The 26,933-nt window shown below is 39.2% G+C and carries 29 protein-coding genes; 15 read left to right on the top strand and 14 right to left on the bottom strand.

Annotation, left to right across the window (positions count from 1 at the left end):
* Positions 1-140: 140 nt before the first annotated feature.
* From RF53_RS11560 to RF53_RS11545, 4 genes are all read left to right on the top strand, one after another.
* Positions 141-506 (top strand): PilZ domain-containing protein, encoded by a 366-nt coding sequence (locus tag RF53_RS11560; protein ID WP_008132373.1) that lies wholly within the window; start codon positions 141-143, stop codon positions 504-506.
* A gap of 56 nt (positions 507-562) precedes the next feature.
* On the top strand, positions 563-1,471 hold the full coding sequence (locus RF53_RS11555; RefSeq protein WP_039037744.1) for a histone deacetylase family protein: 909 nt from the start codon (positions 563-565) through the stop codon (positions 1,469-1,471).
* 62 nt (positions 1,472-1,533) lie between these two features.
* The gene (locus RF53_RS11550) at positions 1,534-2,031 is read left to right on the top strand and encodes a TlpA family protein disulfide reductase (protein WP_039037743.1); all 498 of its coding nucleotides are present in this window, start codon (positions 1,534-1,536) and stop codon (positions 2,029-2,031) included.
* A 108-nt stretch (positions 2,032-2,139) separates the two neighbouring features.
* Positions 2,140-2,805, top strand: a complete 666-nt coding sequence (locus RF53_RS11545) for a hypothetical protein (RefSeq protein WP_039037742.1) — start codon at positions 2,140-2,142, stop codon at positions 2,803-2,805.
* Here RF53_RS11545 and pdxR read toward each other — a convergent pair.
* Positions 2,798-4,267: a MocR-like pyridoxine biosynthesis transcription factor PdxR gene (pdxR, locus tag RF53_RS11540; protein WP_039037741.1), complete on the bottom strand. Its 1,470-nt coding sequence runs from the start codon at positions 4,265-4,267 to the stop codon at positions 2,798-2,800. The two genes, RF53_RS11545 and pdxR, sit on opposite strands and share 8 nt — an antisense overlap.
* A gap of 104 nt (positions 4,268-4,371) precedes the next feature.
* On the opposite strand from pdxR, the gene RF53_RS11535 reads away from it, so the two are divergent.
* Together RF53_RS11535 and RF53_RS11530 are read left to right on the top strand one after the other, a co-directional pair.
* A complete protein-coding gene (locus RF53_RS11535; protein ID WP_039037740.1) occupies positions 4,372-4,947 on the top strand; it encodes a GNAT family N-acetyltransferase in 576 nt (191 codons plus the stop codon).
* Positions 4,947-5,534: an FMN-binding negative transcriptional regulator gene (locus tag RF53_RS11530; protein WP_010557001.1), complete on the top strand. Its 588-nt coding sequence runs from the start codon at positions 4,947-4,949 to the stop codon at positions 5,532-5,534. The genes RF53_RS11535 and RF53_RS11530 overlap by 1 nt, the downstream gene beginning before the upstream one ends.
* Before the next feature lie 1,142 nt (positions 5,535-6,676).
* Here the strand turns inward: RF53_RS11530 and nqrM are convergent.
* The 11 genes from nqrM to RF53_RS11475 form a co-directional block, all read right to left on the bottom strand.
* Complete coding sequence (gene nqrM, locus RF53_RS11525; protein ID WP_010557000.1) at positions 6,677-6,889, bottom strand: (Na+)-NQR maturation NqrM; 213 nt, start codon at positions 6,887-6,889, stop codon at positions 6,677-6,679.
* Positions 6,890-6,990: 101 nt separating this feature from the next.
* The gene (locus RF53_RS11520) at positions 6,991-8,019 is read right to left on the bottom strand and encodes an FAD:protein FMN transferase (protein WP_039037739.1); all 1,029 of its coding nucleotides are present in this window, start codon (positions 8,017-8,019) and stop codon (positions 6,991-6,993) included.
* Between the two features lie 113 nt (positions 8,020-8,132).
* Positions 8,133-9,356: an NADH:ubiquinone reductase (Na(+)-transporting) subunit F gene (nqrF, locus tag RF53_RS11515; RefSeq protein ID WP_010556998.1), complete on the bottom strand. Its 1,224-nt coding sequence runs from the start codon at positions 9,354-9,356 to the stop codon at positions 8,133-8,135.
* A gap of 17 nt (positions 9,357-9,373) precedes the next feature.
* Positions 9,374-9,982, bottom strand: a complete 609-nt coding sequence (nqrE, locus tag RF53_RS11510) for an NADH:ubiquinone reductase (Na(+)-transporting) subunit E (RefSeq protein ID WP_006791490.1) — start codon at positions 9,980-9,982, stop codon at positions 9,374-9,376.
* A 10-nt stretch (positions 9,983-9,992) separates the two neighbouring features.
* Complete coding sequence (locus RF53_RS11505) at positions 9,993-10,625, bottom strand: NADH:ubiquinone reductase (Na(+)-transporting) subunit D (RefSeq protein ID WP_006791491.1); 633 nt, start codon at positions 10,623-10,625, stop codon at positions 9,993-9,995.
* Positions 10,625-11,374 (bottom strand): Na(+)-translocating NADH-quinone reductase subunit C, encoded by a 750-nt coding sequence (locus RF53_RS11500; protein ID WP_010556997.1) that lies wholly within the window; start codon positions 11,372-11,374, stop codon positions 10,625-10,627. The genes RF53_RS11505 and RF53_RS11500 overlap by 1 nt, the downstream gene beginning before the upstream one ends.
* Entirely contained in the window at positions 11,367-12,581 is a 1,215-nt protein-coding gene (locus tag RF53_RS11495) for an NADH:ubiquinone reductase (Na(+)-transporting) subunit B (protein WP_006791493.1), read from the bottom strand. The genes RF53_RS11500 and RF53_RS11495 overlap by 8 nt, the downstream gene beginning before the upstream one ends.
* A gap of 1 nt (position 12,582) precedes the next feature.
* Positions 12,583-13,926 carry a Na(+)-translocating NADH-quinone reductase subunit A gene (locus RF53_RS11490; protein WP_006791494.1) on the bottom strand — a complete coding sequence of 448 codons (1,344 nt, stop codon included), beginning with the start codon at positions 13,924-13,926 and terminating at the stop codon, positions 12,583-12,585.
* Positions 13,927-14,436: 510 nt separating this feature from the next.
* Positions 14,437-15,630 carry an enoyl-ACP reductase FabV gene (gene fabV / locus RF53_RS11485; RefSeq protein ID WP_006791495.1) on the bottom strand — a complete coding sequence of 398 codons (1,194 nt, stop codon included), beginning with the start codon at positions 15,628-15,630 and terminating at the stop codon, positions 14,437-14,439.
* A gap of 113 nt (positions 15,631-15,743) precedes the next feature.
* Positions 15,744-16,055 carry a BolA family protein gene (locus tag RF53_RS11480; protein WP_006791496.1) on the bottom strand — a complete coding sequence of 104 codons (312 nt, stop codon included), beginning with the start codon at positions 16,053-16,055 and terminating at the stop codon, positions 15,744-15,746.
* A gap of 78 nt (positions 16,056-16,133) precedes the next feature.
* Complete coding sequence (locus RF53_RS11475) at positions 16,134-16,727, bottom strand: alpha-ketoglutarate-dependent dioxygenase AlkB family protein (RefSeq protein ID WP_039037738.1); 594 nt, start codon at positions 16,725-16,727, stop codon at positions 16,134-16,136.
* A gap of 42 nt (positions 16,728-16,769) precedes the next feature.
* Between RF53_RS11475 and RF53_RS11470 the strand changes: the two genes are divergently transcribed.
* From RF53_RS11470 to RF53_RS11455, 4 genes are read left to right on the top strand one after another with little or no spacing between them, the layout of a single operon-like run.
* On the top strand, positions 16,770-17,912 hold the full coding sequence (locus RF53_RS11470; RefSeq protein ID WP_006791498.1) for a methyltransferase: 1,143 nt from the start codon (positions 16,770-16,772) through the stop codon (positions 17,910-17,912).
* 2 nt (positions 17,913-17,914) lie between these two features.
* Positions 17,915-18,475, top strand: a complete 561-nt coding sequence (locus RF53_RS11465; protein WP_039037737.1) for a YajG family lipoprotein — start codon at positions 17,915-17,917, stop codon at positions 18,473-18,475.
* 2 nt (positions 18,476-18,477) lie between these two features.
* Positions 18,478-19,098: a peptidylprolyl isomerase gene (locus RF53_RS11460; protein WP_006791500.1), complete on the top strand. Its 621-nt coding sequence runs from the start codon at positions 18,478-18,480 to the stop codon at positions 19,096-19,098.
* Positions 19,099-19,144: 46 nt separating this feature from the next.
* Complete coding sequence (locus RF53_RS11455; protein ID WP_039037736.1) at positions 19,145-20,524, top strand: AmpG family muropeptide MFS transporter; 1,380 nt, start codon at positions 19,145-19,147, stop codon at positions 20,522-20,524.
* Positions 20,525-20,598: 74 nt separating this feature from the next.
* Here RF53_RS11455 and RF53_RS11450 read toward each other — a convergent pair whose 3' ends face one another.
* Complete coding sequence (locus tag RF53_RS11450; RefSeq protein ID WP_006791502.1) at positions 20,599-20,838, bottom strand: helix-turn-helix domain-containing protein; 240 nt, start codon at positions 20,836-20,838, stop codon at positions 20,599-20,601.
* Between the two features lie 448 nt (positions 20,839-21,286).
* On the opposite strand from RF53_RS11450, the gene RF53_RS11445 reads away from it, so the two are divergent.
* Complete coding sequence (locus RF53_RS11445) at positions 21,287-21,475, top strand: hypothetical protein (RefSeq protein WP_006791503.1); 189 nt, start codon at positions 21,287-21,289, stop codon at positions 21,473-21,475.
* A 44-nt stretch (positions 21,476-21,519) separates the two neighbouring features.
* Here RF53_RS11445 and erpA read toward each other — a convergent pair whose 3' ends face one another.
* On the bottom strand, positions 21,520-21,858 hold the full coding sequence (gene erpA, locus RF53_RS11440) for an iron-sulfur cluster insertion protein ErpA (protein WP_006791504.1): 339 nt from the start codon (positions 21,856-21,858) through the stop codon (positions 21,520-21,522).
* Positions 21,859-22,181: 323 nt separating this feature from the next.
* Here erpA and RF53_RS11435 point away from each other — a divergent pair, with 323 nt between their 5' ends.
* The 4 genes from RF53_RS11435 to hemL all read left to right on the top strand — a co-directional run bounded on the left by RF53_RS11435 (position 22,182) and on the right by hemL (position 26,761).
* On the top strand, positions 22,182-23,864 hold the full coding sequence (locus RF53_RS11435) for a chloride channel protein (protein ID WP_006791505.1): 1,683 nt from the start codon (positions 22,182-22,184) through the stop codon (positions 23,862-23,864).
* Between the two features lie 15 nt (positions 23,865-23,879).
* Positions 23,880-24,314 (top strand): CopD family protein, encoded by a 435-nt coding sequence (locus tag RF53_RS11430; protein WP_006791506.1) that lies wholly within the window; start codon positions 23,880-23,882, stop codon positions 24,312-24,314.
* Between the two features lie 116 nt (positions 24,315-24,430).
* On the top strand, positions 24,431-25,447 hold the full coding sequence (locus RF53_RS11425; RefSeq protein WP_006791507.1) for an aspartate carbamoyltransferase: 1,017 nt from the start codon (positions 24,431-24,433) through the stop codon (positions 25,445-25,447).
* Positions 25,448-25,480: 33 nt separating this feature from the next.
* Positions 25,481-26,761 (top strand): glutamate-1-semialdehyde 2,1-aminomutase, encoded by a 1,281-nt coding sequence (hemL, locus tag RF53_RS11420; RefSeq protein ID WP_039037735.1) that lies wholly within the window; start codon positions 25,481-25,483, stop codon positions 26,759-26,761.
* Positions 26,762-26,933 lie beyond the last annotated feature (172 nt).

Raw genomic sequence — 26,933 nt, 5'->3', positions numbered from 1 at the left:
CTAACTAAATAAAAAATTATTCACATAGAACAACCATATGCCGTAATTTTAGTGATTGTTAATGAGTTGTTTTATTCGCACTATTACTGAACACTAATTTAATGCTATTGATATTACTAAAAAAACAATAAGGCAGAGTCATGCAAGAACGTCGTCAATTTTCACGTATTTTATTTTCAACCGATGCGCACATAATTTTTCAAGAAAATGAGTACCCATGTACCTTGCTTGATATTTCATTGCACGGCGCGTTAGTCAGTAAATGTGATGTGTTAAATGATCAAATAGAGAATGATGCCATACTGCGTTTTATTTTACCCGACAGCGAAATTGAAATAAAAATGGAGACAACGATTTGCCATATAGAAGCCAATCACATTGGTTTAAAGTGTAAGCATATTGATATTGATAGCATTACCTATCTAAAAAGACTCATTGAACTCAACTTAGCGGACGATGAATTACTTCACCGCGAATTAGCCATGCTTATTCACGACTCGCAATAATAGACACTTTGAGGGGAGTTGATTACCATAGGGGAAACTTTATAGCCTGTGTGAATATGACTCTAAACCCTCATTTACCGTTAGTGTACCATCCAAACTACTCGTTTAGTTTTGATCCTAAGCACCGCTTTGCAATGAGTAAGTTTTCTAATCTATACGCACACGTTAAAAAACTAGGCTTAATTGGTAATAACCTCACACAACCTGTTTTAGGCTCTCCCGAGCCTTTAGAGTTAGTGCATTGCGACAACTACATTCACGATTTATGGAACAACCGCTTAGACGATAAAGCCATGCGTCGTATAGGATTACCTTGGTCAGCTCAATTGATGGCGCGCACATTTACTGCCCCGCAGGGCACATTACAAACCGCTCGCTTAGCGCTAAAACACGGCATAGCCTGTCACCTAGCAGGAGGCACGCACCATGCGCACTTTGATTTTGGCTCAGGATATTGCATGGTGAACGACTTAGCCTTTACCACCCAGACCTTGATTAATAGCGGCGAAGTAACCAACGTGCTTATTTTTGATTTAGACGTACATCAAGGTGATGGTACCGCTGCTATGCTTGCGCATCAGCCCTATGCTTATACCTGTTCAATACACTGCGAAAAAAACTTCCCGTTTAGGAAATCGGCTAGCGATTTAGATATTGGCTTAGCAAATCATATGCAAGATGCCGAATACTTAGCCATTGTTGACGATACCTTAAGCTACTTACTTAAAGAACTGAACCCAAGCTTAGTACTGTACGATGCCGGTGTAGATATTTGGCAAAACGATGGCTTAGGTAAATTAGATATAAGTTGGGATGGGATAGCTAAACGCGATCATTTGGTTTTAAAACGCTGCCTTGAGCACAACATACCAGTGGCAACAGTTATTGGTGGTGGTTACGATAAAGATCATCTTCGCCTTGCACAGCGCCATGGCATTGTAGTTGAACAAGCAGCACGCTTTTAATATGAAATAAAAACTTAATATTGTCGTTCTTATTTGCTAACTAGAATAAAAACGACACCACAATGAAACATATTTTTATAGTTATAACACTTACCATTTTAAGTTTTGCGGTATTTGCAGAGCAACCTATTCAAGACTTAAACCATCCTAAACTCCCCGCCTTAACATTAAACATGGCCGATGGTACAAGTATAAAAACACAAAACCTATTAGGCGAACCTTATATTCTGCACTTTTGGGCTACATGGTGCCCTTATTGCAAAAAGTTACAACCCGCCCTTCAAAAAATACACGACATGGGCTTAAACGTAATAGCTGTAAGTTTTAAAGAAGGTGATAACGCCTTTCCCGCCAAAGCATTAACCAATAGAGGCTATACATTTAAAACCGCAATACAAGCAGATAAAATTGCGACACAACTAGGAATACACGGCACACCCACTACGTTATTTATAAATGAAAAAGGGCATGTTGTTTGGGCTACTAATTCATCAGACCCAGATAATGCAAATATACATTTGAAAGCCCGTACTCTACTAAACTCAATTAAAGCTAAATAGCTTAATAATTAAGGGAGTTAAGGGAGTTAAGGGAGTTAATGTGTATTAAAATATGAGTTATATAAACTTTATACTACAATTTAAGCTCATAAATTGATTGGGGTTATTATGCGTTTACTATTTACTTTATTGTTGCTTTTACTAAGTACTACAGCGCTTGCTGAAGAAGAAAAAGTAGAACTTCCACCATTAGATCCTAGCTACAATGCAGTTCACCCTATGGCACTAGTTAATAGAGGGTCTTCTATTTTTGCTATTAATCTTCCTTCTTATAGATCGCCACATGACTTGCAAGTTGTTTACGAAGTTAAAAATTCAAACGTTGCTTTTTTAAGCTTTGTGAAAAATGCCGACATGATCACTATTAAGCCGCAAAAGTTTAATATTCAACATTTAATGCGCGGGGATGAAATAACAATTACAGCCGACATTTACGAAGGTGATTACCGCCAAGGGGGCACTTTAATTTATGAAGCTAAACAGCTTGAGCTTGATAAGCAACTGTACGCCAGAGAACTCAATGAGCTAAGCGAATCTTCGCAATGGCATGAGTACGATATGATTGAGCTAAATGGTACAGAGCGTATTTATGTACATAAAATTCAAAAAGCACCAAGCTTCAACCACCTAATTTTTGTGGACTTGGTTAATGCCTGTATGCAGAAAGTTCGCACATCAAAACGAGTTCCTCCTGAAAACGAACTTACTTATAAATTTATAAACTGCGGAACCTTAAAGCCTCTTTTTTACGATGGCGAAAGTTTACTTAAATAAGCAAGTAAACATGTTTAGCAATTAACTCAAGCCCTTCTCGCGCGGCATGAGTTGATTGCCCTGCAAATCCCAACCGTATATAACTTTGCTTTTTTGGTATTAGGCTACGCGCGGCTTCTTGAGAATAAAATTCAGGCTCTGCTTGAATATAAACTCCCTGCATTTGCAATGCGCTTTTTAAGCCATGCACTGGTTTGTTTAAATTAACCCACATAGCCATACCACCATCAGGTTTTACATATTCTATTGGTAAACCCTTTGATTGCATAAGGCTTAACTCGTTGTCCATTGCCTCGAATCTTTTCTTGTAGAGCTTGGTCATTCGCTTTAAGTGCGTCTCAAAACTCCCTTCCTTCATAAAGTGCGCTACAGCTAATTGCATAACAACATCGTTTTTATGATTCATTAACTGTTTCCAAGCACATAGCTGCGCAATAACCTCTGGCGGTGCACAAATGTAGCCTATTCGAGCTGCAGAAAACATAATTTTAGAGAAAGTAGAGAGGTAAATTACGATACCTGCAGGGTCATCTGCCGCCATAGGCTGTAGTGGCTGACATTTATAGTGAAACTCATGATCGTAGTCATCTTCTATGATCATCACGCCATACTTATAACACAGCTGATAAATTTGCATACGCCGTGTAGGCGATAAAGTTACGGTTGTCGGATATTGATGCAGTGGAGTTAAGTACAGCATTTTAATTGAGTATTGACTAAGTTGTGCTTTTAAATCGTCAACACAAAGACCATGCTCATCTTGTTTTATATCTACTAATTGTGCACCGCATGCCGCAAAAGCTTTACGAGCTGGCGGATAACCTAACGTCTCAACCGCGACAAAATCACCTTTATTTATAAAAACCTTTGAAATTAAAAATAATGCTTCCTGAGAGCCATTACATATTAGTAAATCAGTTACTTTAAGGTTACGTGCTTTGTGTAAATAGCTGCTTACTTGATGCTTTAGCTCACTTACTCCGCTTATATCACCATAGTGAAACTTACTGGTATCTACATGATTAAAGACATAACTTAAAGAGCGTTTAAATTGTTTATATGGAAAGCAATTAAGATCAGGAAGCCCTCCTGCGAAGTTATATTTGAAATCATTTAGGTTCATAGCAGGCGCAGGCACTGCTAACTCCTTGGCAAATTTATAGGGTTTAGGCGTTACAATAGGTACTTGCTTAGTATTAGCACTGCTTTGAATTGGTAGGGTTTGGGTTACCTTATATCCTGAGCGCTCATGAGACTCAACCCAGCCTTCAGCTACTAATAGCTGTAAAGCATTCATTATTGTATGGCGGTTTAGCTGGTAGGTTTGCGCCATGTTTCTGGCTGAGCTGAGCTTAGTGCCTACCGCAATATCGCCTTTAATAATTGCGCTACGAAGTGCTTGCGCTAACTGCAAATACTTTGCTTTGCGCTGCTCATTAAACTCAATATTCAGCGGCTGCATATGTTTCCTTAATCTGGTATAGGTAAAAGTTACATTCTGGTTGTTTTTACCAACCCAAATAAGCGTACATTTGTTGCTCACAAATTGTAAAAATGGAGCCAATAATGTTTACTCTGCAAACACATAAAACAAACAAGGTCATTTTAGAGCCATTAAACCATAAGCACCTAAATGGATTATATAAAGCGGGCCAGCACCCTGATGTATGGCAGTGGGTATTAAGCAATTACACTAAAAGCCCTGAAATATTAAAAGAATGGTTTTTAACTCAGGCGCAATTTAATAAAAACGAGCAAGTTGTTTTTGCCATTATTGATAAAAACACACAGCAAGTAGTGGGCACAACACGGTTATTTAAGTTAGATACACATAATTTAAGCGCTGAAATTGGTCATACATTTATTAGTAATGACTGGCAGCGTACTTACATAAATTCACATGCTAAATACTTATTACTTAATTACGCATTTGAAAAGCTAGGTTTAGTGCATATTTCATTTAATACTCACGAAAATAATAAAAAATCACGCAATGCAATTACGCGCTTAGGTGCACGTTTTGAAGGTGTGGCTCATAAAGATAGATTACTAAGTGATGGTAGCTTTAGAAGCACAGCAAAATTTAGCATAGTCGATGAGCAATGGCCGGATATAAAATCACAACTAGAGAGGAGGCTTTAATGTACCCTCCGATGCATTTTCAAGAACATAATATTAAACGTTTGCAGACTTTAGTTGAGCAGTTCCCTCTAGCAAGTATTTTAATGCCTTGCTCGCAAAGTGACTTAAATAATGTATGTCGAGTGCCTGTATTATATGAACACTCACGCGATGTATTTATTGCACACGTCGCAAAAAGTAACCCGCTAACGTACTGCGCTGGGCAGTCTATAAAATTATTATTTAACGGTGAAAACTGTTATCTATCTCCTTCGTATAGTAATAATAAAACTCTGCCAAGCTGGCTTTACTGCTCGTTAGAGGTACTTGCCAAGGTTGAAATAGTTGAGTGTAATAATCAAAAACATCATATTATGCAGAGACTAACATCGCATTTTGAAGAAAGTTTTGAGCCAAAATGGCAACTAAATGAAATACCAATCCAGTTACGTGAACAGCTTTACCAGCAACTATGCTTTATAAATTTTAAACCTATTCATTGGAGCGGTAATTTTAAACTAAGCCAAAACAAGCCTGAAGGTATAAGAATGGAAATTAAGAAAAGTTTAGTTAAAGCCAAAAAGCATACTATTGCTGATATGTTTTAGTTTATTATTTACACGTTTTGCAGCGTTTTTATGATGAAATAAGCATAGGTAGAGTAAAAATAAAAACGGCTTAAACTCAATATAATTGAATTTAAGCCGTTTACACACTAATAATATCTTCACACACAATATAAAGATTCTGGTTTTAACTGCGTGGCAATTGTAGGGAAATAAAAACAACCCAAGCTAAGTCACCACCGAACTTGAGTTGCCTTTCACACTGACAACATCTTCACACACAATATAAAGATTCTGGATTTAGATTGCGTGGCAATTGTAGGGAAATAAAAACAACCCAAGCTAAGTCACCACCGAACTTGAGTTGCCTTTCACACTGACAACATCTTCACACACAATATAAAGATTCTGGATTTAGATTGCGTGGCAATTGTAGGGAAATAAAAACAACCCAAGCTAAGTCACCACCGAACTTGAGTTGCCTTTCACACTGACAACATCTTCACACACAATATAAAGATTCTGGATTTAGATTGCGTGGCAATTGTAGGGAAATAAAAACAACCCAAGCTAAGTCACCACCGAACTTGAGTTGCCTTTCACACTGACAACATCTTCACACACAATATAAAGATTCTTGTTTTAGATTGCGTGGCAATTGTAGGGAAATAAAAACAACCCAAGCTAAGTCACCACCGAACTTGAGTTGTCTTTCACACTGACAACATCTTCACACACAATATAAAGATTCTTTGTGTTAGTTAAACACTAACGAATTCTGGCCATTGCCTATAAACACATTTTACTTTGCTAAAGCTACTGATTAAGCTCTTAGCCGTGTCTATGGGTTAACTTTAGAGTTATTACTCAAATTTCACAAGCGATAAAAATAAACCTGATAGATGAAAAAAACTAAACTATAGACCTTAGTCTAATATCCATGCTTTAAGTAACGAAATATTTGCCTGTAAGGCACTCGGTAAATCTTTACTCTATTAGGCATAGAACAACTCAATGCCCCTGTATGAAACTAAGTAAACCATTATTCTTTAATGTTATTTATGACAAAACCAGTCTGTTTCTTATTAAGTAAAATGAATTTTTTAAGTTCAATGTGTATTCGTTCCCTGAACAGCAGGCACAAAAAAAGCGCTATAAAAGCGCTTTTTGTTCTAAAAAAATATTTAAATTATTTGGTTTTCTTTCCAAGCTTGCTCTTTAGCTAAGCGCTTTTTTCGCTTGTCACAAGGATCATCGCAATCACAGGCTTTATCGATGCCTACCGAGCCTAATCCACCGCAGCTGCTGGCCATCGATTTTCTTTGCACGATCATACCTACAGCCATTGCTGTAACAATTAAAATTAGTAAGCCAAAAGTAAGAAAAAAAAGTGACATTGCTTAGCCCCTATTGATCAGCAATAAATTAAGCCCAAACTATTTTTGAGCAGTTAATATTATATACCCAACCTCTATGGAAATAAACCAGCTTTGAATACTTACAAGTAGGGTTCAAATGCAGGGCTTGAATACGTAACTAAGCCATCAGGCGATTTAGCAATTAAATACACTGATAAGTTATTAGCTTGTGCATAAGCTTGTGCTTTTTCCATACCCATAACTGTTAAAGCAGTTGCTAAGCCATCTGCGGTCATTGCACTTGGGTGTAATACTGTTACAGAAACTAAGTCGTGCTTAATTGGCATTCCTGTTACAGGGTCAATCAAATGGGTGTATGTTTCGCCATCCATTATATAAAAGATACGGTAATCCCCAGATGTAGCAATTCCCATAGTGCCTGGTAGTAAAATTCGGTGCACTTCACGCTTACCTGGCTCTGCATCTGGTTGTTCTATTGCAATTACCCAGCCTTGTCCATTTGGCTTTTCGCCAGACATACGCAGCTCACCGCCAATCTCAACCATGTAATTAGTAATGCTATGGCTTTCTAGTAATTGCGACACTTTGTCTATGCCGTACCCTTTAGCAGTTGCAGAAAATGATAGTTCTAGTCCATCAACTGTTTTTGCTAAACCTTGTTCATTTAATACAAGCTTATCTACACCAATATTTGCAACCATTGCCTGAAGCTCATCATCAGTGGGTCGTTTGGTCGGCTTTTTATCAGGGCCAAATCCCCATAAATCAATCAATGGTCCCATTGTTACATCAAGTGTATTGGTAGACTCTCCTATACGAATGGATTCGCTTATAACGGCTCTGAAGTCTTCACTTATTGGCATAAATTGATTTGCTGGCAAGCGATTAAATATATTTATCTCCGAGTCTTTAATGTATGTAGACATAGACTGGTTTACATCGACTAATACAGCATCTATTTGTTCTTGTATTTGAAGAGCAGACATTGCCTCTTGCTCGTCATAATATTTAATATGATAGGTAGTCCCCATGGTTTTACCTTCTAAATAGGTTTCCTTTGGGACCGATTCTGCGCATCCAGATAACAGTAAAGTCAGCGTAATGATAAATAAGGCGATTATGCCCTGGGGAGTATTTACTTTGTTCATAACAACCCTACTTAATAGGTTAAAAATTAATAAATAAGAATAAAAAAGCCTCGTAACACAGAGTGCTACGAGGCTGATATTTTAACCAAAACTAATCTGTTTTGATATGCGTGTTAGCCACCGAAATCATCTAATAAGATATTTTCGTCTTCAACACCTAAGTCTTTAAGCATATTGATAACTGCTGCGTTCATCATTGGAGGACCACACATGTAGAACTCACAATCTTCCGGCGCTTCGTGGTCTTTAAGATAGTTCTCAAATAACACGTTATGGATAAAGCCAGTATAGCCTTCCCAGTTATCTTCAGGTTGTGGATCTGAAAGCGCTGTGTGCCAAACGAAGTTATCGTTTTCAGCAGCTAGGCCGTCAAAGTCTTCAACGTAGAACATTTCACGCTTAGAACGCGCACCATACCAAAAACTCATTTTACGCTTAGAATTTAAACGTTTAAGTTGGTCAAAGATATGTGAACGCATCGGTGCCATACCTGCACCACCACCTACAAATACCATTTCAGCGTCAGTTTCTTTAGCGAAGAACTCACCAAATGGACCTGAAATAGTAACCTTGTCACCCTCTTTAAGTGACCAAATGTACGATGACATTTTACCACAAGGTAGGCTTAGGTTTCTTGGCGGCGGCGTAGCGATACGCACGTTAAGCATGATGATGCCTTCTTCTTCTGGGTAGTTAGCCATTGAGTAAGCACGAATTGTTTCTTCGTCTACTTTTGACTCCAGGTCAAAGAAACCAAAATGATTCCAGTCGCCACGATACTCTTCAGGAACATCGAAATCGGCGTATTTAACATGGTGAGCTGGTGCTTCTATTTGGATGTAACCACCCGCACGGAAAGGCACTGATTCGCCATCTGGAATTTGTAGCTTAAGTTCTTTAATGAAAGTTGCTTTGTTATCGTTAGAGATAACTTCACAGTCCCATTTTTTAACACCGAAAATTGACTCTTCAAGTTCAATTTCCATGTCATTTTTAACATTTACCTGACACGCTAAACGACAACCTTCGCGGGCTTCACCTTTAGAGATGTGATCAAGTTCAGTTGGTAGAATATCGCCGCCACCTTCTTTAATGTGAACGCGACACTGACCACAAGAGCCACCGCCACCACATGCAGAAGATACGAAAATACCCGACTCAGATAGTGCACCTAATAGCTTACTACCTGCTGATGTTTTAATGGCTTTGTCTGCATCGCCATTAATACCGATGATGATATCACCGCTTGCAACTAGTTTAGACTTAGCACCAATGATGATTAAAACTAGTATTACAACGATAGCGATAAAAACACCAACGCCTAAGAAAATATCCATGATTGACCTCGCTATTATTACAGTGAAATACCAGAAAATGACATAAAGCCAAGACCCATCAAGCCAACAGTGATAAAGGTAATACCTAAACCACGTAAACCATCTGGTACGTCTGAATACTTCATTTTCTCACGGATACCTGCAAGTAATGTAATTGCAAGCGCCCAGCCCACACCAGCGCCAATACCATATACAACAGACTCGCCGAAGTTATAGTTACGCTCAACCATGAAGGCTACCGCACCAAAAATTGCACAGTTAACTGTGATCAATGGTAAGAAAATACCTAATGCGTTGTATAGTGGTGGAAAGAACTTATCTAATGCCATTTCAAGAATTTGCACTAGTGCTGCAATAACACCAATGAAAGTTAAGAAACGTAAAAAGCTAAGATCAGCTTCTGGGTAACCAAGCCACTCAAGTGAACCTGGAGCTAATACCGCGTGGTAAACCAAGTTGTTAACTGGTACAGAAATACCAAGTACAACAATAACCGCTACGCCTAGGCCAATTGATGTAGTTACTTTTTTAGACACGGCTAAAAATGTACACATACCTAGGAAGAACGCTAAAGCTAAGTTTTCAATAAAAACGGCTTTTACAAATAAACTAATATAATGTTCCACTTATCGCCCCTTACGCTTTAGCTTCTACTTGGTCTTTCTTATAAGTACGAAGTACCCAAATGAATAAACCAATGATGAAGAATGCACTCGGTGGTAAGATCAATAGACCCATAGGTTGGTACCAACCACCATTTTGTACTAATGGAATAATATCAACACCGAATAGTGAACCCTTACCGAATAGCTCACGAATGAAACCAACAGTAAGAAGAACTACAGAGTAACCTAAGCCGTTACCAATACCATCAAGGAAAGACATTAATGGTGGTGACTTCATCGCGTATGCTTCAGCACGACCCATTACGATACAGTTAGTAATAATCAGACCAACGAATACAGAAAGCTCTTTTGCCGTAGCATAAGAGAAAGCCTGCAGTACTTGGTCAACAACGATTACTAATGACGCAATAATCGTCATTTGTACGATAATACGCACTGACGATGGGATGTGATTACGAATAGTCGAGATAAAAAGGCTTGAAAATGCGGTTACCAAGGTCAATGCGATTGACATGATTAATGCGTTTTTTAAGCTAGACGTTACAGCCAACGCAGAACAAATACCGAGTACTTGAAGTGCAATTGGGTTGTTAGCGAAAACTGGCCCAAACAGGACCGCCTTCATTTCTTTAGTATCAGCCATTATTTCAATGCTCCATTACGTACTTTAGCAAGGAAAGGGCCAAAGCCGTTTTCGCCAGTCCAAAAATCAACCGCGTGATCAACACCGTTAGATGTTAATGTAGCACCTGAAAGACCATCGATTTTATGCTCATCACCGCCCGCAGTTCCTTTAACGATCTGGATTGGTAATTCTTTACCTTCCCACGTTGCAGTCCACTGTGGGTTTTGAATTTCACCACCTAGACCAGGTGTTTCGTTGTGCTTATAAAAGATGATGTCTTTAATTGTTTCGCCATCGCTTTCAAGCGAAATAAAACCGTACATCAAACCCCATAAACCATAACCCTGGATAGGAAGAATAATTGCATCTGTAGAGCCATCGTCTTTTTTAGAGATGTAAACAGGTGCACGCTTAGTGATACGTTGTATACCAGCGATGTCCTTAATTCCATTCTCTTTTAAAGATTTGCTCAGCTCTGCATCATATTTGCTTTTTTCAAAGTCAAAGTCTTCTACAGGGTCTGCAAAATCACCGCTTTGCATATCAATAAAGCGTGTTTCGATTTTAGCTTCAAACGTTTCAGCAACGTTATCAACTTTGCTAATACCCGCGGCTGCTAAAATATTGCTTTGAATATCTTTTGCTTTGTTTGCTTTTTGCAAAGGGCGAAGTTGCACTGACGTTAGCGATACAATTACTGCACACACCAAACATAATGAGACAACAACAGCTAGCGTTTTGCCAATTGATTCGTTATTACTAGACATTACGTGCCAACCTCCGCTTGATATTAGCTTGCACTACAAAGTGATCGAATAATGGTGCAAACAAGTTAGCAAACAAGATTGCCAGCATGATGCCTTCAGGGTATGCAGGGTTAACAACACGGATCATGATAACCATAAAGCCAATAAGCGCACCGTATGCTAATTTACCTTTATCAGTAAATGCAGCAGATACAGGGTCAGTAGCCATAAAGAACATACCAAATGCAAAGCCACCTAGCACCATGTGCCAGTACCAAGGCATAGCAAACATTGCATTAGTTTCTGAGCCAATTGTGTTTAGTATTGATGAAGTAATCACCATACCTAGGAATACACCTAGCACAATACGCCACGAAGCAATGCGCACGTAAATTAAGAACAAACCACCAATAAGTACAGCAAGCGTTGACGTTTCACCCATAGAACCTTGGATAAAGCCGTAGAACGCATTCCACCACATTTGCATGTTAGCGTAACCTAAGTCACCACCTAACGTACCTGCAAATGCTTGACCTAGCATAGTTGCACCAGAGAACGAGTCTACGGCAGTCCATACTGTGTCACCTGAAATTTGCGCTGGGTATGCGAAGAATAAGAACGCACGACCTGCAAGAGCAGGGTTTAAGAAGTTACGACCAGTACCACCAAATATTTCTTTTGCGATTACAACACCAAAAGTAATACCTAGTGCAACTTGCCATAAAGGAATTGTGGCAGGCAAAATTAGTGCAAATAGCACTGATGTTACGAAGAAACCTTCATTTACTTCATGCTTACGCACAGAAGCAAACAACACTTCCCAAAAACCACCAACAACAAACGTTGTTGCATAAATAGGTAGGAAGAAACACGCTCCGTAGAACATTTTTGCGCCCCAACCTGCATCGGCAGTCAAATCACCACCTAGTAGCTGGAACAAACCTACTTGCCAAATGTTAGCTAGCTCAAAACCATTACCAAGTGCCATAGCTGCTTGATGACCGATGTTGAACATACCAAAAAACATGGCAGGGAACGTCGCCATCCACACTAAAATCATCATACGTTTTAGGTCGATGTTATCGCGAACGTGAGTTGAACCTTTGTTTACATAACCTGGTGTGTAAAAAATAGTCGCGGCTGCTTCATACAGTGCGTACCATTTTTCGTGTTTTCCACCTGGTTCAAAATGCGGCTCGATATCTTCTAAGAAAGTTTTTAAACCCATTTTAGCCTTCCTTCTCGATCGTAGTTAAGCAATCGCGTAGGGCTGCGCCGTACTCGTATTTGCCAGGACAAACGAAGGTGCATAACGCTAAATCTTCTTCATCTAATTCAAGCGCACCTAATGAAATTGCACTGTCTAAATCACGAGACAATAAGTCACGTAATAATAGCGTTGGCAAAATATCAAGTGGCATAACACGCTCGTAGCTTCCAAGTGGAACCATGGCACGTTTTGAACCACCCGTAGACGTTGTCATTTTGAATAAACGACTCGGAGTAAGGTGAGACAAGAATGTACGCGTTACAGAGAATTTATCACTACCTGGTGCAATCCAGCCAAACAATTCCTTTTCGCGACCTTCAAGTAAAACAGATACTTGAACATGGTAACGACCTAAGAATGCATGAACACCAGACGACGTAGCACCTGCAAGTACAGAACCAGAAATAACACGGTTATCACCGTCTTCTAATTCCCCTGCCACTAAGTCATCTAATGAAGCACCTAATTGTGTTTTCACTAAACGTGGATTTTTAACGCGAGGACCTGCAAGAGAAACAACACGATCTGTGTAAATTTCACCAGTAAGGAATAAGTGACCATACGCAATAACGTCTTGGTAACCGATATGCCAAACTTGCTTGCTAGCAGATACAGGGTCAAGGTTGTGAATATGAGTGCCTACAAGGCCAGCCGGATGCACACCACCAAACTCATGTACTTCTACTTGAGCAATAGATGAGCTAGGGATTTGGCTGCCAGCTTGCTTACAAACAAATACTTTTCCATCGGTCAAACGCGATACAACAGCTAAGCCTGCTTCAAACGCTTGCGCATTTTCAGCAATAATCACTGCAGGATCTGCAGCAAGAGGATTAGTGTCTATGGCGGTAACAAATATAGAGCTAGGATTTGCATCCACAGCCGCTACTTTGCTGAATGGGCGAGCACGTAGTGCTGTCCATTGACCTGACTGAATAAGTACTTCTTTAGCTTTTTCACGATCCAAGCTTGTAAGCTCAGATTCAGAGAAAGAGTCAAAAGTGATTTGCTCACTGCCGTTTACTTCAATAACAACAGATTGCAGCACACGTTTAGCACCACGATTTATTTCTTTTACAACACCAGAAGCTGGTGCGGTAAACAGGACGCCTGGGTTCTTTTTGTCTTCAAAAAGTACCTGGCCTTTTTTAACTTGGTCATCCATACGAATATGCATGGTTGGACGCATACCTATAAACTCTTCACCTAGCACGGCTACTCTTTTGACGGGTGAACCGTCGTGAATAACTTGCTGAGGTGCGCCATCTAATGGTAAATCCAGACCTTTTTTTATGTTGATCATACGCACTTGCACTACATTAACGGAAAGAAACTGAAAAATCGTACCAACCACGTCGCCATTTAAGCTACCCCAAGTTATTTCAATGTATAAAAGAAAAACTCGCTTTGGTCATTAAACAGGCAACGCGGTAAAAACTCTTCACATATTGCCTTAATTTTAACACCATTGTGGGTGACTATGCGAGTGTATTTATGAAAATTATACGACTGAAACGCTTATTTGGTTTTGTTAGCTAGATTTAATAAAATTTAAGTTAGACCAAAGTGGTAGCTTAAGCAAAGAATGAGGTTTTTTAATTGATAAAAGTCGCATGAAGCGACTTTTAAATTAGGGCATGTTGAATTTATAGGATTAAAGCTTACTGAATCTTAAGGCGGTACCTGTTTAGCAATAATACTTATTTATGGGCAATAACCACACAACATCAGTTCTGTATTACCGAAATGCCAAACAGGTTACTTAACATTTTACCAAAAAAGACAAACAAGCCCTGACTATTCACTTAATTGATTAATCAATCATATTTGCAATTGCTTGAACTGGCTCTACATCTTGGTCGTAATCAACTGACTCAATGCCAAAACCAAATAAGCGTAAAAACTCATTGTGATAACCAACGTAATCTGTCAACTCGTCAATCGTGCTGGTATCTACTTTGTCCCATACTGCTTGGATACGTGCTTGAACATCGTCTTCAAGTTCTTTGTAGTTTTGAAATAAGTGTCCGCCATCATCAAAACGCGGCGTTTCACCGTACAGGTTTTCGGTAAATAAGCCATGAATTTGCTCAATGGTGCCTTCGTATGTTCCGTCCGCCTTCATTACCTTGAATAAAGCTGAAATATACAATGGCATAATTGGTATAGCAGAGCTCGCTTGTGTTACAACAGCATTGAGTGATGAAACATACGCTTGACCATTTAACGCTTTAGTTGACTCTTTTATCGCAACCGTTGCACGGTCTAAGTCTTCTTTTGCTTTACCAATAGTCGCGTGCCCGTATATTGGCCACGTTAATTCTTTGCCTATGTATGTGTAAGCTGTGGTTTTAAAGTCATCTGCTAGCACGTCAGCGTCTTGAAGTGCATTAATCCACATTTCCCAATCTTCACCACCCATTACTTTAATGGTGTTGTCGATATCGTCTTGTGTTGCAGCCTCTACAGTAATTTCGTCAATTTCACGCTTTGACGTATTTAGATTTTTTGTTGTAACTGCGTTGCCGATTGGCTTTAACGTTGATGAGTAAACTTCACCCGTATTTGGGTCAGTACGACGAGGCGACGCTAAACTGTAAATGACCAGATCAACCTTGCCTAAATCTGCTTTAATTGTATCAATTGCTTTTTGTTTTATTTCGTTTGAGAAGGCATCACCGTTGATATTTTTAGACCATAAACCGGCTTCGTCTGCCGCATTTTGAAAAGCAGCCGTATTATACCAACCTGCTGACCCTGTTTTACGCTCGGTGCCTTCTTTCTCAAAGAAAATACCCAATGTTTTAGCACCGCCACCAAATGCTGCCGTAATACGCGATGCCAAGCCGTAGCCTGTAGATGCACCAATAACTAACACATTTTTTGGCGCGCTTTTTAATGCACCTTGTTGTTTTACATAGTTAATTTGTTCTTGCACATGTTCACTACAGCCTACTGGGTGAGCGTTTGTACAAATGAATCCACGAATTTTTGGCTTAATGACCATTGATGATCCTATATCTTTTACTATAAAAATTAGCGCTAGTTTAAAGGCTAATACTTAAAACACTGATCTGATCAGTTAAATACCGTTGTAAATAACTGTCAAACCTCAATTAATCAATCTAATTTAGATCCACCTAAACAGTTTGGCGATGCTGGCGCTTCGCTGTCATGTTCAGTGTATTCGTCAGGAGTGTAAGTATGAATAGCCAATGCATGTATATGGTTTGCAAGCTCTTCTTTTAAAATTTCATTAATTTGACGATGGCGCTGCAAAAGGCGTTTACCTAAAAACTCTTCGCTTACCACAATAACCTTAAAGTGCGAATCAGTGCCTTTGCTGTGCATATGACTTTCGTTAATAACATTTAAATGCTTACACGCAATAGCATTGCTGATTTTTTCTTGGATTTGTTGCTGCATTGACATATAAAACCATTATTTATAGCTAATTTATGAACTTATCATAGCAAGCAGCCCTGCCCGTTGGCTAACTAAATTACGCAACTAGCCTTGTTTTATATACCTAAAGGTTAAACTTATTCGCGGGTGCACTAAGCTGGTTTGCTTTAAAATAGCATGCTGAAAGTCTCGCTGGCTATTGCCACTCATGAACAAACAACTACCACTGTGTAATTTTAAATCCGTTATTTTATTACTGGCCTTATCTTTTAGCTTTAATACTCGCTCTGCCCCAAGTGATATGCACACAATAGTGGGTTGCTGACCCAACTCTATTTCATCATCACTGTGCCACCCCATAGTGTCGTTGCCATCGCGATAATAGTTGACTAATAAAGAATTAAAAGGCTGGTTTAAATGTGCCTCTAACCTTTTTCGCATTGCCATTAATGTACTAGGCCAGGGTTCAGTTATTAACTTACTGTTTGAATAGCCGTATTCAATTTTATGGTCGCCAATAAAGCATTGCAGCCGTGGGATTGGTCCAGTTTTAGAGTAAACCGTGACTTCAGGCTGCTGCCACTTAAGGTTTTTTTGCAGATAATAAAATAAATCGAGGCTTTTTTGTGCGCTAAGCACCTTTGTTTGATAAGAAAAGCCATTAGGCAACTGTTGGGGGTTGGCGTTTTGCCGTTGCATGTTAGAATTTACCTACATTAGTTTACTGATACAAAAACCACTATGACGACGCAAGCCCAGCTAGGCGATAAAACTTTTACTCTTGAACGCTTCCCTTTGGATCAAAAAAACCGCAGTTTACAAGCGTGGGATTCGGGCGATGAGTACCTTATCAATTATGTTAACGAACATCATCCTGATTGTCGCTCATTGCTTATTTTAAATGACAGCTTTGGTGCCCTTGCCTGTAGCTTTAATCAATTAACGGTTTGTTCAGTTAATGACTCGTATATTAGCCACCAAGCCGCAGCGTATAATTTACAAGAGAATAAGCTGTCTACTGTGCAATTTACGCAATTGGACAGCCTCTCGGCACTTCCAGAAGACGTAGATTTAGTGTTAATCAAAATACCACGCAATGTTGGCTTTTTGCAGTTTCAATTAAGTGAGTTAAGCGAAGTTCTTGCACCAGGCACACCTGTTATTGCAGCTGGTAAAACTAAAGATATTCACAACTCAACAATTAAGGCGTTTGAACAGTTTATTGGTGAAACTAAAACAAGCTTAGCGGTGAAAAAGTCACGCCTTATTTTAAGTAGCGCAAAAGGCGGCTATAAAGCTGCTGATTACCCTGTTTCATGGCAACTTGAAGGCACCGAGTTTACTATTACAAACCATGCAAATGTGTTTTCGCGTGATTCGTTAGATATTGGTGCGCGCTTCTTTTTTAATTACTTGCCGCAAACACCAAAAGCTAAAAAAATTATTGATTTAGGCTGTGGTAATGGCGTAGTTGGTGTTATGACTTTAGCACGCTGCCCTAAAGCCTCTGTAACGTTTGTTGATGAATCGTACATGGCGGTTGAGTCTGCACGACTTAACGTAGAGCAAAACATGGCAGAACGATTTGATGATTGCGAGTTTATCGAAAACGATTGCCTAACCGGCTTTGAAAAAAACAGTGTAGATATGGTGCTATGTAATCCACCATTTCACCAAGCACAAGCGGTTACTGATCACATTGCCTGGCAAATGTTTAAACAAGCTAAAGACACGTTAAAAGAAGGTGGTGAGCTTCGTATTATTGGTAATCGTCATTTAGATTATCATGACAAGTTAAACCGTATGTTTGGTAACTGTAAGCTACTAGGTTCAAACAAAAAATTTGTGGTTTTAAGTTCAACTAAAAATAGTGGGGTGTTATAACAATGACAATAATAAACCGTATATTTGGCTGTGCTGCATTTTGTATTTTAGCAGGCTGTGCAAACCAACCTAGCCAAGTCATACTCAATCCGGTTTACCAAAATGGCCAAGTGAGCACTATAAATACCAGCCTGAGCACGAGTGTTATTGATGTACGTGGCGATACGTCTACCCTAACTCTAGTTGAGTCAGACAAAACCAAAACATTTGCAAGCCAAGGTATTACAGAGTCGATTAAAAGTGCACTAGACAGTGCACTTAGTCGTAATGGCGCGAGCATTTCAAATTTAGCCACCACTCGATTTGAGCTAGATATAAATGCCTTACAAGCAGTGGTTACTGAAACCTTAGTAAGCCATAAAAGTGAAGCAAAAATTGAACTGAGTGTTCGCGTAATCCGTGCTACAAGTAATTTTACAAAAAAGTATAGCGGTAATGCAGCGCTAGAAGGCCCGCTTGGCCATGACAGAGCTAAAATAGAAGGTCAACTCAATAAGTTGACTGAACAAATGATAACCCGCATTGTGTCAGATCCTGAATTAATACAGTTTTTAGAAGGTTAACCATGAAACGACTTTTTATACTTTGTTTAGCTCTTTGTTTTAGCGCAGCAAGTTTAGCAGCCCAAGAGGGCAGATTTGTACAAAAAGACAATATGTTTCCACGTGTTGAAATAGTGACATCACTAGGCAGTATTATTGTTGAGCTAGACCGTTCTCGGGCCCCTATTACAGTTAATAACTTTTTGACTTATGTATCAGATAAAAGTTATCAGGGTAGTATTTTTCATCGTGTTGAGCGCGACGAAGAAAACGAACGCGATTTTGTTATACAAGGTGGTGGGTATGATAAAGACATGGAAGGCTTACATCAAAACGATCCTATTTTTAATGAAAGCGGGAATGGTCTAAAAAATGATATGTACAGTATTGCCATGGCATACCAAGACAGACAGCCGCATTCAGGTACTCGCCAGTTTTTCTTTAATATGGATAACAATGACCATTTAAATCCTGGAAGAGACTGGGGATTTGCGGTGTTTGGTACTGTAATGGATGGATACGAAACCCTTGATAAAATTATGGCTGTTAAAACAATTTACAACGAAAAAATTGGTTATGACTTTGTGCCAGAAACACCAGTGGTCATTTTAAATATTAAAATGATTGAGCCAACACCATTATAATTAATGAGGTGCGGTATAGCTGCACCCACTCGCCAATGAAGGCCCTATGAGCAACACTCTCTCTTTCAGCGAATACTTTTCGTATTTTAAAGATAAACGTTTAATTAATGTGTTTATTTTTGGTATTAGCAGTGGTTTTCCCTGGGTATTAATTGGCTCTGTAATGTCGGCATGGCTAAAGGATGAAGGCCTGAGCCGAAGCATGATAGGCTTATTTGGTATTGTATTTGGTGCCTACAGCATCAACTTTTTGTGGTCGCCCTTAATCGATCGTACAAAACTGCCTATTTTATATAAGTGGCTAGGCCAACGCCGTAGCTGGATATTGTTTTGCCAAAGCTTTATGTTTTTAGGCACATTACTTCTTGCTGGCCTTGACCTCAAAGCTAACTTGGCGATTGCTGCAGCACTGTGTTTATTAATTGCAATTGCATCTGCCACACAAGACATTGCGATAGACGCATTTAGAATAGATACCCTAAGCGAAAGTGAATCACACAAAGCAACTGCTGCCGCTGCCATGGCCACCTCAGGATGGTGGACAGGCTACGCGTTATTGGGTGCGATTCCATTTTATATGGCAGATATTCCTTCACTCGGTTGGCCACAAGTTTACTACTTTTTAGCTGCTGTAATATTGGTATTAATGGGAGGAGTGCTATTTGCTAAAGAGCCCGCCTCTAATAGAGAAGCCGTTCACGAGGAACTAGAACGTGTTTACATTGAAAAGCTTGCTACTATTAATCAAACACCTCTCAATAAAGTCGTTGCCTGGTTGGTTGTTACAGTAATTGACCCTTTTAGAACATTTTTTGCAAAGAACGGGGTTAAAACTGCACTCGCATTACTTGCTTTTATTTTCTTATTTAAAATTGGCGAAGCGTTTTTAGGACGAATGTCGATTGTTTTTTATAAAGAAATAGGTTTTAGCAATAGCGATATAGCTACTTTTTCAAAAGTTGGCACCGCAGTGCTCACCATTGCCTTTACCTTCGTAGGCAGCTTATTTAATCAAAAATATGGCATTGTGAGAGGGTTGTTTGTTAGTGGTGTAGCCATGGCTGCATCTAATTTAGCTTTTTCTGCTATTGCATTAGTGGGCCCTAACTTAGGTTTATATGCTTTTGCTATAGTAATTGATGGCTTTACACAAGCGTGGTCTCTCGTTGCTATGGTCGCGTTTATATCTATGCTATGTGACAGAGCGTTTAGTGCAACACATTATGCGTTGTTGGCGTCGCTGGGGAATTTAGGAAGAACATTACTTTCGAGTTACAGTGGGGTTGTAATTGATGATTGGCTAATGGGAAATTGGTCGTTATTTTTTGTATTAACCGCTTTAATGGTGCTCCCCTCTTTACTATTTTTGTATGCAATAAGACACAAATTGTATGAGCTTGAGAAAAACTACCATAGTAGCTATTAAGCTTAATGCATCCATGCATTAATATTTTGCTTAGCACATTTAATATGCCCCTGAATGAACTAAGCAACACACTATTAATCTACTTTAAGCAGGCTTAGTGCTTCATGTGGGTCAACTTCTAGCGCTGTACAATAACGAACAAACTCAACTACATCTAAACGGCGTTCTTGATTTTCAATTTTGCCGATAAACGAGTGAGGCGTTCCAAGCACCTGTGCAAGGCTTCTCATTGTATGGCCTTTTTCATGGCGTTTGCTTTTAAGCCATGTTGTTAACTTAGCGTTCTCTTCTGAAGAAACAGTTTTCCCCATCATTTTACATCTCCTACTAGACGATTAGACAACACCACAAAAGCAGCAGTCGTTACCATAGCTGTAGGCAAGTAAGCAGTAACTTATGTTTTAAATAGCAATCTATCGCTTCTCAAAGCACTGGTTGCTACTCACTCCCACCCACATAGCTAAAAACGACGCTTAAAATGTGGTAAAAGGTTTTTGTTATTAGAATGAAATTTTGCCCGTCTCATTCTTGGATACATTATATACTATTAACACTTTGGTTAAATAGTTAATTGCTCGCCTTAGTCAAAATCAACCCCAGTGAACATTTACAAACACTGAATATTTCAGCTAAGTTATCAAAAACATTAAAAATAATATTTTTATTATAAAAATATAAATACGCATTTTTATAACAAATTTATTTCATGTTAATGTTATTCGTTTAATATTGGGCAATAATCAACACAAAAAAGGTTACATAATGTTCAGGCTTCTTTTTTTATTACCGATTATTTTATGTGCAGGGTGGTACTTATTCTTGCGCCATAATGGCGTGCCAATTAAGCAAGGTAAAAAAGGGTTTATGTATATTTTAGTACTATCTGCATTTGTACTGGGCTTTTTTGTATTGATGATGCAGATCACAGAGTATGCCCCTTCTAATTTATAGGCATAAAAAAAGCCGCTAATGCGGCTTTTTTTATTAGTCTGTGTTTACACACTAAAACTTGCACCACAACCACATGTGGTTGTTGCGTTCGGGTTAGATACAAAAAAGCGTGCACCTTCTAAGCCCTCAGTATAGTCAACTACACCGTCAACTAAATATTGAATACTCATAGGGTCAACCACTAGCGTTACGCCATTTTTTACAATTTCTAAATCGCCAGGATTTGCTTTTTCATCAAAAGTAAAACCGTACTGAAAGCCAGAACATCCGCCACCCGTTACGTAAACACGCAGTTTTAGTTCTGGGTTTTCTTCTTCATCGATTAATTGTTTAACACGAACAGCTGCTGCATCGCTAAACTGAATTGGTAATTCTTCTGACATTTTAAAACCCTCAATATCGTAATGGCGTGATTATCTAATACCCGAGTGTTTTAATCAAGTATAGTCAATTAACGCTTTGCTCTAAGTTATACCCATAAATACATTAAAAATGACTGTATATCGCTTATATTGACTGAAAAAAAAACAGCACTTTAATATGCAACTAGTGGCATGTTAAACAAGTAATTATTTTAACTAAAAAAACTCCGTTTTATTATTTGCCATAAATAGCTAATTTAAGTTAATAATTTTATAAAATCACAAGGACTTAGTGGTTGGCTTTTGCTAAAATACAGCTGAAAAATGCACTGAGGAAAAAATGCATGTGGCTGGAGCAGCTCAGGCGTCGACTCGCACAACCTAAAACATCTGTACAATTATGCCTTTTAGGCGTAGTTGCTGGGTTAATTGCTGCATTTTTTATTATTTTATTCCGCTTAACAATTCTCTTTTTTCAAAGTTTATTTTTAGAAACCCCAGACGACTTTACAACCTTGCCAACTCTTGAACGTGTTTTAATGCCTTTAATTGCAGCATTTTTAATTGCGTCATTTGCCGCTTTTACTGGTTTCAAACATTATCGGTTAGGTATCCCATTCGTTATTCATCGTATTAAACGTCATTACGGGCAAATGCCTTTATACAATACACTCAACCAATTTGTTGGGGGGGCTTTGGCATTAATCAGTGGTTTTTCGGTTGGGCGAGAAGGCCCATCGGTACATATGGGAGCAACGGGCGCCAGTATTTTAGCCGATAAACTCCACTTACCACACAATGCCATGCGTACATTAAGCGGCTGTGGTGTTGCTGCGGGTATTGCAGCATCCTTTAACACGCCTCTTGCCGCCGTTATTTTTGTTATGGAAGTCGTGTTAAGAGAATACAAAGTTCATATTTTTGTCCCTATTATGCTTGCTGCAGTAACAGGTGCACTTGCTACTCAGTTCGTATTTGGGGGAGGGTCAGAACTTGCACTCATAACAATTGCTCCCTTGAGTGGTTGGCACTATCCGTATTTAATTTTATGCGGTATGGCACTGGGCGCTATTGCATACAGCTTTAATCAAAACTTAATGTTAATTATTAAAACATTTAAACCTTTAAGTATGTTTCCTCGTTTACTCATTGCAGGTTGTATCGCAAGTTTAATTGCTTATGCCGTTCCCCAAGCAATGGGTTCTGGCATGAGCGCGATAGCTATTGCGGTGGAGTCACCAGATAATGTGCAATTACTCACCACTATTTTAATTGCTAAATTACTAGCAACTTTATTTGCTATAGGTTTGGGTATACCGGGAGGGTTAATTGGTCCTGTTATTGGGTTGGGTGTTTTAGTTGGGACTATGATGGCGTTTTTTGCGCAGTTTATTAGCCCTGGTACTGATATTGCCGGAACTTATGGTGTATTGGGCATGGCGGGGTTAATGGCCGCCACATTACATGCACCACTTGCAGCGTTAACAACAGTAATGGAGCTTACATCGTCGCCAGAAATAATTGTCCCAGCCATGCTTGTGATAACAACAGCTTATGTAACCGCATTACAAGTTTTTGGTAATCGCTCTATATTTTTGCAGCAACTTGATTTTCAGGGACTTCCCTATCATGTTTCCCCTGCCACAGAGGCGCTGCAAAAGGTGGGAATTATGGATGATATGGATGAAAACTTTAAATTGCTTTTTTCAAACGACAAAGAGCAAATAAAAAATACACTCGATGCCATGGACAGCCAAACGCCATTGATTGTGTTTGACGAAGAAAACGGGTATCGACTTGCAGAATACGATTTAAGCTTAATGTCTGATCAAGCAATCAACCTGAACTATGTAAACTTACAAGGTATTAGCAGTCAAGCAACGTTAGCTGATGCCTTTGATATACTAAAAGATAAGCGCAGTGGCGCTTTATATGTATACAACCTGTTAGATAATCAACAAATAATGGGGCTGTTACGTTGGGATCAAATTCATCATATTTTAACCATCCGTAACAGCTTACTATAAATAATAAGGGTTATTATGAGTGCATTACTGATTTATAAAACGCTGCATATATTTTTTATGATTGCATGGTTTGCAGGCATTTTTTACTTACCACGGTTATTTGTTTACCACGCAATGAGCCAAGAGCGTGCATGTAACTCTATGCTAAAAGTAATGGAACGCAGGCTCCTTTATTTTGTAACGCCATTTGCTATTTTAACGGCTGTTTTTGGTGTACTAACGATTGTGGAATATGGCCGTGAATGGTTTAAATACAGTATGTGGCTGCACTATAAACTAGTGCTAGTTATAATTTTATATTTATACCACGCGTACTGCTTTAAATTACTAGCCGACTTTAAACACGACAGAAATACTAAAACAGATCGTTTTTACCGAATTTTTAATGAATTACCTGTTATTGCATTACTTATTATAGTTGCACTGGCAGTAATTAAACCGAGCCTTTGAGCTATTTGGTATAAAAAATACCGCATTAATTACACACGACTTAAAATCTAATATGCGCGATTGCGTGCCCCATATTATGGATTATCGCGCCCTTTTGAAAAACTAGGAATAACCCCATGTTAAGTTTCCAAGGTGAACATATTCTGTCTGTTAATCAGTTAGACAGAGACTGCATTGAACGTATTTTTGCAGTAGCAAAAAAGATGGAGCCTTATGCTAAAAAGCAAAAGCAAACAACGGTGCTTGAGGGCGCCATTTTAGCTAATTTGTTTTTTGAACCCAGCACACGTACGCGCGTTAGTTTTGGTACCGCGTTTAACCTGCTTGGTGGAGGCGTGCGTGAAACAACAGGCATGCAAAGTTCAGCTCTTGCTAAAGGTGAATCTTTATACGATACAGCGCGTGTTATTTCAGCTTATGCAGATGCGGTAGCTATGCGCCACCCAGACGCAGGCTCGGTGAGTGAATTTGCCGAAGGCTGTACCGTACCTGTAATTAATGGCGGTGACGGCCCAAATGAACACCCTACTCAAGCACTGCTAGATTTACTTACTATAGAACGTGAGTTACACCGCTTTGATCAAAACATTGATGGTATGCACATCGCTTTGGTTGGTGATTTAAAATACGGTCGTACTGTTCATTCGTTATCAAAACTATTGTGCCATTACAAAAACGTTAAATTTTCAATGGTGGCACCCGATGGCTTGCAAATGCCAACCAGTATTTTAGATGCAGTAGAAAATGCTGGCCATAAAATAGAGCTAGTGAACAAAATGGAAGGTAACTTAGCGGCCGATATCGTGTATCAAACACGTATTCAAGAAGAACGCTTTCCATCTCAAGAAGAAGCAAATAAATACCGTGGCGGATTTAGAATTAGCCAGTCAATTTATAACGCACACTGTAAGCCTAATTCAGTGCTAATGCATCCGCTTCCTCGTGATAGTCGTACTGAAGCTAACGAGCTTGATAACGACTTAAACAGCAACGACAATTTAGCTATATTTCGCCAAGTACAAAACGGCGTATTAATTCGTATGGCATTGTTTGCTTTAACGCTCGGCGTAGAAAACAAAGTTGAGCAATATGAAGTAGACGTGCCTTGGTTTAGCCGCAAACGCGACAGCTAACCCTTTTTTAAGTGACAATTTATAGGATTTTTCATGACAATTAGCCAAGACTTATTTGAACGCGCTCAAACCTCTATTCCTGGTGGCGTAAACTCACCAGTGCGCGCTTTTAATGGCGTAGGTGGCACACCATTATTTATCACAAAAGCTGAAGGTGCATTCACCTTTGATGCTGATGGTAATCGTTATATCGATTACGTAGGTTCGTGGGGCCCAATGATCATGGGCCACAATCACCCTGCTATAAAACAAGCGGTTCATGAAGCAGTTGAAAACGGCCTTAGCTATGGCGCGCCAACTGAAGCTGAAATTTTAATGGCTGAGAAAGTAAAAGCGCTTGTACCTTCAATTGAAAAAGTTCGCATGGTTAGCTCAGGTACCGAAGCAACTATGAGCGCAATTCGCCTAGCGCGTGGCTTTACCAATCGTGACAAAATTCTTAAATTTGAAGGCTGTTACCACGGCCATGCCGACTCACTTTTAGTTAAAGCGGGCTCAGGTGCTTTAACTATGGGCGTGCCTAATTCACCAGGTATTCCTGAAGACTTTGCTAAACACACATTAACAGTATCGTTTAATAACATTGAAGAAGTGAAAGCTATTTTTGAAAAATACGCTGACGAAATTGCCTGTGTTATCGTTGAGCCGGTAGCGGGTAACATGAACTGTATTCCACCTGTTGAAGGCTTTTTAGAAGGCCTGCGCGCAGTATGTGATGAATACAAATCAGTGCTTATTTTTGACGAAGTAATGACCGGTTTTCGTGTGGCTCTTGGTGGTGCACAAGCGTATTACAACATAAAACCTGACCTAACATGCTTAGGTAAAGTAATAGGCGGCGGCATGCCGGTAGGCGCATTTGGCGGCAAAACTGAAATTATGGATTATATAGCTCCTGTTGGCCCAGTATATCAAGCCGGAACACTGTCTGGTAATCCAATAGCTATGGCTGCAGGTTTAAAATCATTAGAGCTATTAAGTGAGCCTGGATTACACGACAAACTAGAAGCTATTTCAAAAGCAATATGTGAAGGCTTTGAAGCAGGCGCTAAAAAAGCAGGTATCGCACTTACAACAAACTACGCGGGCGGCATGTATGGCTTTTTCTTTACTGATGCTGAAAAGGTAACCACTTACAAACAAGCGACTGAGTGTGACCTAGAGCGTTTTAAACGCTTTTTCCATCTTATGCTTGAAGAAGGCGTATACCTTGCGCCATCAGCATTTGAAGCTGGTTTTGTATGTGCTGCGCACACGGAACAGGAAGTACAAGAAACTATAGCTGCAGCAGAGCGCTGTTTCGCAAAGCTTTAATCGCAAGTATTGCCTAAACGGGGTTTATATACCTACTTTTAAAACAGGCAATCAATACTAAAGATTGAAAAAGCCCTTTAAGGGCTTTTTTTATTTGTAAATTGATATAATTGAATGATAATTAAGCATAACAAGGTCTACTTATCTTCACCCTACTTTATTAAATACAAGA

The sequence above is a fragment of the Pseudoalteromonas sp. ECSMB14103 genome (assembly GCF_000813065.1).
GTDB lineage: Bacteria > Pseudomonadota > Gammaproteobacteria > Enterobacterales > Alteromonadaceae > Pseudoalteromonas > Pseudoalteromonas marina.
Note: the sequence above shows the minus strand (reverse complement) of the source record. Positions and strands in the feature narration are given on the sequence as shown.

Bases quoted from the DNA above. Each gene is read 5' to 3' on its own strand.
- RF53_RS11490 (WP_006791494.1), bottom strand. From the start codon at position 13,926: ATGATCAACATAAAAAAAGGTCTGGATTTACCATTAGATGGCGCACCT.
- RF53_RS11555 (WP_039037744.1), top strand. From the start codon at position 563: ATGACTCTAAACCCTCATTTACCGTTAGTGTACCATCCAAACTACTCG.
- RF53_RS11500 (WP_010556997.1), bottom strand. From the start codon at position 11,374: ATGTCTAGTAATAACGAATCAATTGGCAAAACGCTAGCTGTTGTTGTC.
- RF53_RS11425 (WP_006791507.1), top strand. From the start codon at position 24,431: ATGTTAAGTTTCCAAGGTGAACATATTCTGTCTGTTAATCAGTTAGAC.
- RF53_RS11445 (WP_006791503.1), top strand. From the start codon at position 21,287: ATGTTCAGGCTTCTTTTTTTATTACCGATTATTTTATGTGCAGGGTGG.
- RF53_RS11470 (WP_006791498.1), top strand. From the start codon at position 16,770: ATGACGACGCAAGCCCAGCTAGGCGATAAAACTTTTACTCTTGAACGC.
- RF53_RS11535 (WP_039037740.1), top strand. From the start codon at position 4,372: ATGTTTACTCTGCAAACACATAAAACAAACAAGGTCATTTTAGAGCCA.
- RF53_RS11475 (WP_039037738.1), bottom strand. From the start codon at position 16,727: ATGCAACGGCAAAACGCCAACCCCCAACAGTTGCCTAATGGCTTTTCT.
- erpA (WP_006791504.1), bottom strand. From the start codon at position 21,858: ATGTCAGAAGAATTACCAATTCAGTTTAGCGATGCAGCAGCTGTTCGT.
- nqrM (WP_010557000.1), bottom strand. From the start codon at position 6,889: ATGTCACTTTTTTTTCTTACTTTTGGCTTACTAATTTTAATTGTTACA.
- RF53_RS11530 (WP_010557001.1), top strand. From the start codon at position 4,947: ATGTACCCTCCGATGCATTTTCAAGAACATAATATTAAACGTTTGCAG.
- RF53_RS11450 (WP_006791502.1), bottom strand. From the start codon at position 20,838: ATGATGGGGAAAACTGTTTCTTCAGAAGAGAACGCTAAGTTAACAACA.
- fabV (WP_006791495.1), bottom strand. From the start codon at position 15,630: ATGGTCATTAAGCCAAAAATTCGTGGATTCATTTGTACAAACGCTCAC.
- RF53_RS11520 (WP_039037739.1), bottom strand. From the start codon at position 8,019: ATGAACAAAGTAAATACTCCCCAGGGCATAATCGCCTTATTTATCATT.
- RF53_RS11465 (WP_039037737.1), top strand. From the start codon at position 17,915: ATGACAATAATAAACCGTATATTTGGCTGTGCTGCATTTTGTATTTTA.
- RF53_RS11430 (WP_006791506.1), top strand. From the start codon at position 23,880: ATGAGTGCATTACTGATTTATAAAACGCTGCATATATTTTTTATGATT.
- nqrF (WP_010556998.1), bottom strand. From the start codon at position 9,356: ATGGATATTTTCTTAGGCGTTGGTGTTTTTATCGCTATCGTTGTAATA.
- pdxR (WP_039037741.1), bottom strand. From the start codon at position 4,267: ATGCAGCCGCTGAATATTGAGTTTAATGAGCAGCGCAAAGCAAAGTAT.
- RF53_RS11455 (WP_039037736.1), top strand. From the start codon at position 19,145: ATGAGCAACACTCTCTCTTTCAGCGAATACTTTTCGTATTTTAAAGAT.
- RF53_RS11560 (WP_008132373.1), top strand. From the start codon at position 141: ATGCAAGAACGTCGTCAATTTTCACGTATTTTATTTTCAACCGATGCG.
- RF53_RS11480 (WP_006791496.1), bottom strand. From the start codon at position 16,055: ATGTCAATGCAGCAACAAATCCAAGAAAAAATCAGCAATGCTATTGCG.
- RF53_RS11545 (WP_039037742.1), top strand. From the start codon at position 2,140: ATGCGTTTACTATTTACTTTATTGTTGCTTTTACTAAGTACTACAGCG.
- RF53_RS11495 (WP_006791493.1), bottom strand. From the start codon at position 12,581: ATGGGTTTAAAAACTTTCTTAGAAGATATCGAGCCGCATTTTGAACCA.
- hemL (WP_039037735.1), top strand. From the start codon at position 25,481: ATGACAATTAGCCAAGACTTATTTGAACGCGCTCAAACCTCTATTCCT.
- RF53_RS11550 (WP_039037743.1), top strand. From the start codon at position 1,534: ATGAAACATATTTTTATAGTTATAACACTTACCATTTTAAGTTTTGCG.
- RF53_RS11435 (WP_006791505.1), top strand. From the start codon at position 22,182: ATGTGGCTGGAGCAGCTCAGGCGTCGACTCGCACAACCTAAAACATCT.
- RF53_RS11505 (WP_006791491.1), bottom strand. From the start codon at position 10,625: ATGGCTGATACTAAAGAAATGAAGGCGGTCCTGTTTGGGCCAGTTTTC.
- RF53_RS11460 (WP_006791500.1), top strand. From the start codon at position 18,478: ATGAAACGACTTTTTATACTTTGTTTAGCTCTTTGTTTTAGCGCAGCA.